Raw genomic sequence first — 9,077 nt, 5'->3', positions numbered from 1 at the left:
CTTCGAACACCTCCCCCAACGGCACAGGAGCCTCGTGCGTTGCGCACACCACCAGCGTCACCCGATCAGTGGCCGCGCTGAAAACACTCACTGACTGGCTGGCGAAGATCGAGACCGGTCGCAGGAAGCCGCCCCGCATCGACATGCTCGCGGAGCTGTCGCGCATCCTGCGAGTGCCGCTCGGAGATCTGCTCGGACAGACCGTCCTCGTGGAGGACGAGCGTCAACAGGACGACGTCCCCGCCGTGCGCGACGCCCTCATGAGCCCGCGTCGGCTGTCCCGTCTCCTCTTCGGGCCGGACGCTGAGGCTCAGCTCCCGACGCCTGTTCCTGTGGCCATGCGCGTGGAGCATGCGTGGAACGACTACCAGGGCGGTCGGCTCGGCAGCGTCATCGCTGCACTGCCCGCCCTGCTTCAGACGGCTCAGGAGCTGGAGGAACGAGCGGCGCGCCGTGGCGATGACCGTGGCGACTGCTGGGCAGTGTCGGCCCGCACGCACCACCTTGCGGCTACGACACTCGCCAAGATCGGCGAGTCGGACATGTCGTGGCTCGCTGCCGAGCGTGCGATGCGAGCCGCTGACGAGTCGGACGACCCGCTCGTGCTGGCGTCCGCCGCACGATCGGGTACGCACGCGCTGCTGGCCAACGGGCGCTATGACGATGCCCTCGAACTGGGCAACACGGCCGCAGCCTGGCTGTCGTCTCAGGTAACCGGTCACAACCCGGCGGCACTCAGCCTGCTGGGAATGATCCACCTGCGTGCAGCCGTCGCGGCGGCGCGCCATCAGGACCGGCCCACCGCAACGGCCCTGCTGAACCGTGCCGAGGAGCTCGCGGACGATCTCGGCTCGGATGAGAACTACTGGCAGACCGGCTTCGGGCCGACGAACGTGCTGCTCCACCGACTGTCCATCGAGCTGGACCTCGACAACGTCTCGTATGTGGTGGAGCGCGGTCGGATCAACGTCGACCACATGCCGCAGGAACGCAGCGTCTCGCACCGTATCGACTTCGCCCGTGCCCTGTCTCTCGCTGGGCATGGTGATGATGCCTTCGCAGAGCTGCGTACGGCAGAACGCACGTCGCCGCAGCTCGTACGCAACAATCCGAGGGTGCGCGAGACGCTGCGAGACCTGATCAAGCAGTCCCCAGTGACGGGCGGCTCGCGTTCGTCGGACGTGTTCGCGATGGCTCAGCGGTGCAGGGCGGTGCAGTGAGTTCAGGCAATCGTGGGGTTCTGGGAGTCGTCGGCTCGGCGGCCGGCGGCGTAGAAGCGTTGCGCACCGGTCTCGTAGAGCCCGCCATGGGCCGCGGATGGCGGGTGGCCGTCACGCTCACGCCAACCGCAGGTCAGTGGCTGCGCACGAGCGGCGAGTGTGAGCGGTTGGAGCAGCTGACCGGCCTGCCCGTGCGTGATGAGCCGCGCGTTCCCGGCGAGGCTCGGCCGCATCCGCCGGTTGAGTGCTATGTGGTCGCTCCCGCGTCCGCCAACATGGTCGCCAAGCTGGCGACCGGCCTCATGGACAACCAGGCGCTGACGCAGGTTGGCGAGGCCATCGGGACTCTCGGTCTCCCCGTCGTGGTCTTCCCGCGGGTGAACGCGGCGCACGCTCGCCACCCCGCGTGGCAAGGCCACATCGACGCTCTCAGGGCGGGAGGGGTGCATCTGGTCTACGGCCCGGATGTCTGGCCGCTGTACGAGCCGAGGGATGCGCCGGCTGGGCGTGAACTTCCATGGGCTGCAGTGCTGGACGCCGTGGATGAGGCCACCCAATGATGGGTCGTCAACCGGCCTGAGCTGCAAGGGAAGAGGACCCGGACAGTCTGTCCGGGTCCTCTGCTGCTTCCGGCTGCATGCTCATTGGCATGTCAGGGATCAATGAGCGAAGCGGTGAGTCGGGCGGCCTAACCGCTGCCGAACTCGCCACGATCAAAGTGAGTATGTGCCGGGCGCGCGTCACGGCTGAACGACTGCTGAGGCGCGCGGACAGGCTCACGGAGCGGGTGGAGTCTCGTTGCCGACGAGGCGTTCAAGACGATCAAGCCGCTCGCCGAGCGTATGAAGCGCGTCGTGAATCGCGCTGAGCTCAGCGGAGAGCGCAGTGAACGCGGGGCTACTGCCCGGCTCGGTGCCGAGCGGCACCGACGGGTCGCGGACGAAGGTTCCGCGGCCCTGCTGGGTAAGCACGAGCCCCTCGTCGCGGAGCTGCCCGTATGCGCTCTGCACGGTCATGAGCTGCACGCCGAGGTCTTTGGCGAGCCTGCGAGCCGCGGGCAGCTGATCGCCCGGTTCGTACGAGCGGTTCGGACCCGTGATCTTCGCGCGGAAATCGGCGGCGATCTCTTTGGCCGTGGGCGTCTGCTTCGGCGCTTCTGGGCTCTGCTCCATGGCTTCGAGAGTAGCTGGACCTAGGTCAATCTCTGTTCTCCCGCCGCCCCTCCTTGACAGGCAGATTGACCTAGGTCAATCTAATCCCGCGGCGCTGGGACTCCCCAGCAAGGTCGCCCACCGCCGCAGTTCTCCCTGCTCCTTCGACTCAGGAGAGCACCATGCGCACCTACATCGGCCATCAACAGGCCATCTCAGCCGAGGACTTCGTGGAACTGGCCCTTGGCACCCCGGTTGAGCTGTGGCTCGGGGTGGAGGGCGAAACCGAGATCGAGCGCGCGGCCCGCCTGGACGCGGCGCGCCACATCCTCGCCGAACCCGAGTACCGCAGCCTGCCGGACGACGTGGCCCGCATCGCCGCCGAGGTGATCGAGGCGCACGCCCCGGAGCTGTTCAACGTCATCCCGCTGGCGCGGCCGGCGAGGCTCCGCCGGTCCTCCCGGAAGGGGGCGGCAGCATGACGTCTGCAACTGAAATGGCGCGGCCGGCGGTGCCGCCGCTGACGAAGCCGGAGATGGGTCTTGCCGGACTAGGCGCGTTAGCAGCGGCCGGTGTGGGTGCCCTGGGGCTGATCGCGTCCTTCGATGCGGTCTCGTCTGCTGCTGCGCGGTGGGGCTTCGGCGAGCCGTGGATGCTGCCGCTCGGGATCGACGTGGCCATTCCGGTGTTCACCGTGGCCAACCTGCTGCTGATCCGGATGGACATGGCGTTGGTTTGGGTGCGGTTCGTGCCCTGGGCGCTGACGCTGGTCACTTGCGGGCTGAACATCGCCGCCGGGCACACGCTGTGGGCCAAGGTCGCGCACGGCACGATGCCGCTGCTGTGGGTGGTGTTCTCCGAGATCGGCGCCCACGTCTACGCCGTACGGATCGGCGCCGCCATCGGCCGGCGGATGGAGAAGGTGCGGTTCTCCCGCTGGATGCTCGCCCCGCTGTCGACGTTCGCCCTGTGGCGGCGGATGACGCTGTGGGAGATCACCTCCTACTCCGAGGCGCTGAAGCGGGAACGTGAGCGGCAGCTGGCCCGCGCCCGGCTGCGGGAGCGGCACGGCCTGCGGTGGCGGTCGAAGACCCCGCGTCCGGAACGCGTGCTGCTGAAGCTGGGCGAGCTGGCCCCGGTGAGCGATGACCTGCCGTCCGTGCCGCAGCAGCCGATAGAGGAGCCGAAGCCGGAGGCACCCAAGGCGCCGCGCAAGCGCCCGGCCGGTGCCAAGGGCAAGACCAAGACGGCCAAGGCGCCGCGGACCCCGGCGGAACTGCTGGCCGAGGCGCGTGAGGCCACGGCCGATTGGGCCGATGACGCGATCAACGCGGAAGCCATCCGGACAACGCTGCACTGCTCGGCTGCCAACTCCCGCGTGCTGCGTGACCTGCTGCTCAGCGAGCGGGCCGAAGGGCGACGCCTGCATTCCGTCGACGGCGACGACGGCGAGACCGAGGGGGCTGCGGCATGAACACCTGGCTGAGCATGCTGGCTGCGGCGGCTCCGGTCGCGTCCGGCTGGACGGCGCACACGCTGTGGCTGCGGCGGCGCCTGAACGTCGCCCGCCGTGACCCGCTGACCGGGCTGCGGACACGGGAGGCGTTCACCCGCCGCGCTACCGCTCTGCTGCGGGACCCGCGGGCGGTCGTGGTGCTGGCCGATGTCGACCGCTTCAAGCAGATCAACGACACCTTCGGCCATGCGGCCGGTGATGCGCTGCTGAAGGCGACCGCGCACCGCCTCGCCCACCACGTCGGCGGTTCCGGCGTGGCCGGGCGGCTCGGGGGCGATGAGTTCGCTGCCGTCCTGATCGATGACCACGGCACCGCTGGTGATCTGCTCGCCGTGCTGCACGGGGTGCTGGCTCGCGCAGTCGACGGCCAGGACCCGGCGGTACGCACCACGGTCTCTCTGGGCTGGGTACGTGCCGCGGACTTCCCGGGCGAGGACCTGTCCGCTCTGCTGCGGCGGGCTGATGAGGCGATGTACGCGGCCAAGCAGGCGCGCGCAGGGGCCCGCCGGGCGGGGCTGGGGTGGCTGTTCGCCACGGTCACCGGGCGGCGCGCCGGCCGCGCCGGGGCCCGGACCGATGCTCCGGTCGTGGGGGTGGCGGCCTGATGTCCGCCTACGGCAAGTGCTTTGACCCGTCCGGCGCTCGGTTCGGGGTCCCCACGTACCCGTGGCGGCTCGCCCCGGACGGCTACGCCACCCGCCGTCAGCTGCGGGCGGCCGGCCTGCGGCCGGGCGGGCAGCCGGTGGCGGCTCAGGTGATGCGCCGCCACCGGGGCCGCAAGTCCGGCTACCAGGTCGCCTACCTCTACCGCGTCGACTGCGCGAAGCCGGTGCGGCCGATGACCTCCCGCAAGTGGGGTGCGCTCGCTCTGGCGATGCTCGCCCGCCGCACCTGCCCCAAGTGCCAGATCACCTACAGCTACTGCATACCGACCTCACTCGGGGTGTGCGTCCTTTGCGCCTACCCCGAGGAACAGTGCGCCGCCTGACCTGTACGGGGCCCGGTCTCAAACCGACCAAAGCAGCGGCCGGGCCCCGCCGTCCCTCTTGAGAGAAGGAACCCTCAGTGAAACACCCCGACGACGACAACGAACTCTTCAACCGGCTGGAAGCCGAGATGGCCGCCGACTCCGACGGGCACGTGGTCGACCTGGACAAGGCTCGGTCGGCTCGCACCGCGTCGGCCGACCGCGCGTCCGACGCGTCGCCCGACTCCGGGGCCGACCGGTCGGCCGACCCGAGCGAGGCAGGGTTGGACGACTCCGGCCCGACGCTGGTCGACCGTCCGGCCCCGGCACAGTCGGGCCCCGGTCTGATCGACCGCATCCGCGACTCCAAGCGGCTGGACGTCCTCCCGGCGTGGGTGAAGTCGGGCCCGGAGTTCGCTGAGGCGATGCGGTGGCTGGCCGGGCACGTCTGGCACACCATTGCTTTTCACACGGTCCGCGTGCCGTTCCTGTACGTGCCCAAGCTGATCTGGCGCTCGCCGCGCGGACTGGCCAACACACTGACGAGGATCGGCCGGTGGGCGGTGGACGCGGAGGGCGAGCCGCTGCGGCAGGCCGAGGCACGTCGGGAGAACTCCGAGCTGTACCTGAAGCTGTCCCGCCAGCGTGACCGCCGGGTGAGGTTGCGGATGCTCCTGACCATCCTCGGGGCCCTGTTCACCCTGGCCATGGGCCTGTACCTGGTCTACGGCGCCGAGCCGAGCACGCAGGTCATCGCCGCCACGATCACCGTGCTGACGCTGGGCTGGCTGGGCGCGCCGGCGGATGCTCCGCTGGCCACCCGCGCGGTCATCAAGACCGAGGTGCAGAAGCTGACCAGCGACATCGTGGTCAAGGCCATGGCGTCCATCGGCATCGGCCAGATCACGTCCGCGGTCGCCAAGGGCCAGGACGGCATCAAGTTCGTCGCCCCGATCACCCGCGAGGGTCCCGGCTGGCGCGCGGACATCGACCTCCCCTTGGGCGTCACGGTCGCCGACGTGGCCGACCGGCGCGCCCGGCTCGCCTCCGGCCTGCGCCGCCCGCTGGGCTGCGTTTGGCCCGACGCCGACCCCAGCGAGCATGAGGGGCGCCTCATCCTCTGGGTGGGGGACCGGGATCTGTCCAAGACCGGTCTCGTCAAGTGGCCGCTCGCCAACGCCTGCAAGCACGACATCTTCAAGCGGATCCCGTTCGGCATCGACCCGCGGGGCCGGGCTCAGTCCGTGCCGATGATCCAGCACAACATCCTGATCGGCTCGCTGCCCGGCCAGGGCAAGACCGCCTCCGTGCGCGTCCTGGCCTGCGGCGCCGCCATGGACCCGTCCGTGGAACTGTGGCTGCACGAGAACAAGGGCACCGGCGACCTCGACTCCCTCGAATGCGTCAGCCACCGGTTCGTATCCGGCATCGACGACGACTCGATCAAGTACGCGGCCGACTCCCTGAAGCTCCTGCGCGAGGAAGTCATGCGCCGCGCGGCTGCGATCAAGAAACTGCCGCGGGACCTGTGCCCGGACAAGCGCATCACCCGCGCCATCGCCGACAAACGCTCGCTCAGGCTGTGGCCGCTGGTCGGCGTGTTCGATGAGTGCCAGAACCTGTTCGGCCACCCCAAGTACGGCAAACAGGCAGGCGACGACGCCGAGTTCATCATCAAGCTCGGCCGCGCCCTCGGCGTGATCCTCATCCTGGCCACACAGCGCCCGGACAAAGATTCACTCCCGACCGGCATCAGCGGCAACGTGTCCATCCGCTTCGCCCTCAAAGTCGCCGGACAGGTCGAGAACGACATGATCCTCGGCACCTCCGCCTACAAGAACGGCGTGCGCGCCACGTCCTTCCGTCCGGAGATCGACGCCGGCAACGGCTACCTCGCCGGCGCGACCGCGCTGCCGGTCGTGGTACGCACCGCCTACCTGGACGACCCGGCCACCAACGCCATCGCCCAGCGCGCCTACGCCCTGCGCAAGGCCGAGGGAACCCTGTCCGGCCACGCACTCGGCGAGGACCCCGAGGCCGTGACCGGCCCGTCCTACGACCTGCTCGCCGACGTCGCCGCGATCGTGCCGCCGTCGGAAGAGCGGGTCTGGAACGAGCGGATCGCCGCCCGGCTGGCAGAGCTGCGCCCGGAGGTCTACGGCGGCTGGAAGGGCGAGAACGTCACCAGCGCGCTCAAGCCGCACGGCATCAAGACCCGCGACGTGGCCGGGACCACCGACGACGGCACCCGCACCACCCGCCGCGGCATCACCCGCGCCGACCTCACGAAGGCGATTGCGGAACGTGACGAAAGGCGGGGCGCCGCCTAAGCCTGGACGGTGCTACCGGTAGCACGTCGCCCTGCTACCGGTAGCACCCCCGCTAGCACCCCACATGGCACCTGATCTGCGATCTAGTGCATAGCACCCCACCTGCGAAAACCCCGAAAATCGCCTGGAAGGACGCCTCATGACCCTCATCGCCCTTGCTATCGCCTGCCTGTTCGTCGTCACGCTCGGTTACAGTGCTCTGTGCGTGGGCAGCCCGTTCGGCACCTGCCGCAAGTGCAACGGCTTCGGTTTCGCCATGGACACCGACCGCAAGGGACGGCCCAAGCGCGGCAAGAGCTGCCGTCGCTGCAAGGCCACGGGTAAGCGGATACGCGCCGGGCGCTGGCTGTTCAACCGCGCCCAGCGGATCTACCGCGAAGGCACCAACTGACGGCGGTCGCAAGACGGCCGACGGCGCCCGTCATGAGACGTACCCCGCTCCGAGCAGGAGCTAGGCGGGCGCAACCGTCGGCCAGCCGCCGGAGCTTGCCAGCACCCCGGGGCCAGACGCATTCAACCCACCCTCCCAGCCCACCGTCAAAGGAGATTCCCGTCATGGCCGTCACGGTCTCGCTCGTGGCCCTGTTCGGACTCGTCCTCTTCTTCTTGCTGCGCTCCAACTCCCTCGGCTACGGCGCTGCGTTCACCGCCGCCGGGTTCGGCTTCTTCCTCGCCTCCACCGGCGCCGCCGGACCCATCAACCAGCTCGCCGCCGCCGTCATCGACGCCCTCCAGCAACTGTGAGGAGTCCAGCCATGAACGAACAGACCATCGCCCCACACTGGCTCGCCATCATCGCGCCCAAGGCCGCGCCCGCCCTCGCCACATCCACCGTGCTGATCCTGGCCCGGATCTGGAACGCCAACGGCGCCGAACACTCCATCGGCAACGCCGTGCTCATGACCGCGCTGTCCCTCGCCGCCGCCGCGGCCGGCGTGTGTGCAAGCATCGGCCGCGCCGGAGACAGCGTCATCGCCGGAACCGCATTCGCCGCCTCCGGCGGGCTCGCCCTCGCCGGAGTCGCCGGATACGCCGACGGACTGTCCCTGCCGCTACTGCTGTGGGTGCTCGCTACCGCCATCGCCTACGGACTGGCCGCGCGGTACTGGCGCACCGACCGCCGCGAACGCATCGCCCACGACCGGCACACCAGCGCGCGCCGCGAGGAACACGCCCACATCGAGCGCGTCGAGGCCCTGCGCGCCGGAGCACAGATCGAGGTGGCCCGTACCGGCGCCGCCTACGCCGAACAGCTTGCCCAAGCCCTCATCACCCGCGCTGCCCTGCCCGGCTTCGACTTCAAGGCCCTGGAAGCCGCCGGGCTGCCCGAACTCCCCTCCACCAGCACCAGCAAGGAGCAGTAACCCATGTTCGAGATCCGCGTCATCTGCGACCCGGCCGACACGGACCGCGTCAGCCAGGCCCTGGCCGCCGCGTTCGACACCAGCCCGGCACGCCAGTACCCCACCCACGACGGCAAGCGCGCCCGGCTGTACGTCACTGCCGACCACCGGCTCGCTCCCGAGCCGTCGTCCGCCGCCACCCACTGGCCCGCCCCGGAAAAGGCGTACGCGCTCGCCCCCAGCATCGTCAGCGAGATCGGATGGACCGCCCGCACGGCGGCCGACAGGCCGTTCTATGACGGGCTGAACCGGGAGTTCTGGCTCCGCAAGGCCGCACTGCTGGACCGGATCGCGTTGAGCGACGAAGCCGACAGCGCCACGAGCGACGCCGCCGACCTCGCCACCCGAGCCGCACAGCGGCTGATGGACCTGGACGACACGGCCGTCATCTGCGACCCGCGCCACTACGTCCGCCAGCAGTACGCCGCTTGGGCCAAGAACCAGTAGCAACGCCGCGGCGGCGGGACTCCCCAGCAAGGTCGCCCGCCGC

12 protein-coding genes are annotated in these 9,077 nt (G+C 69.9%); 11 read left to right on the top strand and 1 reads right to left on the bottom strand.

The window, feature by feature from the left end; genetic code table 11:
• A partial coding sequence (locus tag AB0L75_RS34265; RefSeq protein ID WP_365189036.1) for a transcriptional regulator occupies nucleotides 1–1,220 on the top strand: 1,220 nt, incomplete at its 5' end.
• Nucleotides 1,202–1,780, top strand: a complete 579-nt coding sequence (locus AB0L75_RS34260) for a flavoprotein (RefSeq protein ID WP_365189034.1) — start codon at nucleotides 1,202–1,204, stop codon at nucleotides 1,778–1,780. The genes AB0L75_RS34265 and AB0L75_RS34260, both read left to right, overlap by 19 nt.
• Before the next feature lie 216 nt (nucleotides 1,781–1,996).
• Here the strand turns inward: AB0L75_RS34260 and AB0L75_RS34255 are convergent, their stop codons facing one another.
• On the bottom strand, nucleotides 1,997–2,392 hold the full coding sequence (locus AB0L75_RS34255) for a winged helix-turn-helix domain-containing protein (RefSeq protein ID WP_365189031.1): 396 nt from the start codon (nucleotides 2,390–2,392) through the stop codon (nucleotides 1,997–1,999).
• Between the two features lie 161 nt (nucleotides 2,393–2,553).
• Between AB0L75_RS34255 and AB0L75_RS34250 the strand changes: the two genes are divergently transcribed.
• The 9 genes from AB0L75_RS34250 to AB0L75_RS34210 all read left to right on the top strand — a co-directional run bounded on the left by AB0L75_RS34250 (nucleotide 2,554) and on the right by AB0L75_RS34210 (nucleotide 9,034).
• A complete protein-coding gene (locus tag AB0L75_RS34250) occupies nucleotides 2,554–2,853 on the top strand; it encodes a hypothetical protein (RefSeq protein WP_365189028.1) in 300 nt (99 codons plus the stop codon).
• Nucleotides 2,850–3,845, top strand: coding sequence for a DUF2637 domain-containing protein (locus tag AB0L75_RS34245; RefSeq protein ID WP_365189025.1), 996 nt, complete (start codon nucleotides 2,850–2,852; stop codon nucleotides 3,843–3,845). The genes AB0L75_RS34250 and AB0L75_RS34245 overlap by 4 nt, the downstream gene beginning before the upstream one ends.
• Nucleotides 3,842–4,492 carry a GGDEF domain-containing protein gene (locus tag AB0L75_RS34240; protein ID WP_365189023.1) on the top strand — a complete coding sequence of 217 codons (651 nt, stop codon included), beginning with the start codon at nucleotides 3,842–3,844 and terminating at the stop codon, nucleotides 4,490–4,492. Before AB0L75_RS34245 ends, AB0L75_RS34240 begins: the two co-directional genes overlap by 4 nt.
• Nucleotides 4,492–4,875 (top strand): RRQRL motif-containing zinc-binding protein, encoded by a 384-nt coding sequence (locus AB0L75_RS34235; RefSeq protein WP_365189020.1) that lies wholly within the window; start codon nucleotides 4,492–4,494, stop codon nucleotides 4,873–4,875. The genes AB0L75_RS34240 and AB0L75_RS34235 overlap by 1 nt, the downstream gene beginning before the upstream one ends.
• Nucleotides 4,876–4,952: 77 nt before the next feature.
• Nucleotides 4,953–7,184 (top strand): cell division protein FtsK, encoded by a 2,232-nt coding sequence (locus AB0L75_RS34230; RefSeq protein WP_365189018.1) that lies wholly within the window; start codon nucleotides 4,953–4,955, stop codon nucleotides 7,182–7,184.
• Between the two features lie 139 nt (nucleotides 7,185–7,323).
• On the top strand, nucleotides 7,324–7,575 hold the full coding sequence (locus tag AB0L75_RS34225; protein ID WP_365189016.1) for a hypothetical protein: 252 nt from the start codon (nucleotides 7,324–7,326) through the stop codon (nucleotides 7,573–7,575).
• 164 nt (nucleotides 7,576–7,739) lie between these two features.
• Nucleotides 7,740–7,928, top strand: a complete 189-nt coding sequence (locus AB0L75_RS34220) for a hypothetical protein (protein ID WP_365189014.1) — start codon at nucleotides 7,740–7,742, stop codon at nucleotides 7,926–7,928.
• Between the two features lie 11 nt (nucleotides 7,929–7,939).
• Nucleotides 7,940–8,548 (top strand): hypothetical protein, encoded by a 609-nt coding sequence (locus tag AB0L75_RS34215; RefSeq protein ID WP_365189011.1) that lies wholly within the window; start codon nucleotides 7,940–7,942, stop codon nucleotides 8,546–8,548.
• 3 nt (nucleotides 8,549–8,551) lie between these two features.
• The gene (locus tag AB0L75_RS34210; RefSeq protein ID WP_365189009.1) at nucleotides 8,552–9,034 is read left to right on the top strand and encodes a hypothetical protein; all 483 of its coding nucleotides are present in this window, start codon (nucleotides 8,552–8,554) and stop codon (nucleotides 9,032–9,034) included.
• The last annotated feature ends 43 nt before the right edge of the window (nucleotides 9,035–9,077 follow it).

This window comes from Streptomyces sp. NPDC052101, assembly GCF_040680235.1.
In the GTDB taxonomy this organism is placed as follows: domain Bacteria; phylum Actinomycetota; class Actinomycetes; order Streptomycetales; family Streptomycetaceae; genus Streptomyces.
This window is presented reverse-complemented; position numbering and strand designations above follow the sequence as displayed.

Coding starts and splice junctions, on each gene's coding strand:
- AB0L75_RS34255 (WP_365189031.1), bottom strand. CDS start 2,392: ATGGAGCAGAGCCCAGAAGCGCCGAAGCAGACGCCCACGGCCAAAGAG.
- AB0L75_RS34250 (WP_365189028.1), top strand. CDS start 2,554: ATGCGCACCTACATCGGCCATCAACAGGCCATCTCAGCCGAGGACTTC.
- AB0L75_RS34245 (WP_365189025.1), top strand. CDS start 2,850: ATGACGTCTGCAACTGAAATGGCGCGGCCGGCGGTGCCGCCGCTGACG.
- AB0L75_RS34240 (WP_365189023.1), top strand. CDS start 3,842: ATGAACACCTGGCTGAGCATGCTGGCTGCGGCGGCTCCGGTCGCGTCC.
- AB0L75_RS34235 (WP_365189020.1), top strand. CDS start 4,492: ATGTCCGCCTACGGCAAGTGCTTTGACCCGTCCGGCGCTCGGTTCGGG.
- AB0L75_RS34225 (WP_365189016.1), top strand. CDS start 7,324: ATGACCCTCATCGCCCTTGCTATCGCCTGCCTGTTCGTCGTCACGCTC.
- AB0L75_RS34220 (WP_365189014.1), top strand. CDS start 7,740: ATGGCCGTCACGGTCTCGCTCGTGGCCCTGTTCGGACTCGTCCTCTTC.
- AB0L75_RS34215 (WP_365189011.1), top strand. CDS start 7,940: ATGAACGAACAGACCATCGCCCCACACTGGCTCGCCATCATCGCGCCC.
- AB0L75_RS34210 (WP_365189009.1), top strand. CDS start 8,552: ATGTTCGAGATCCGCGTCATCTGCGACCCGGCCGACACGGACCGCGTC.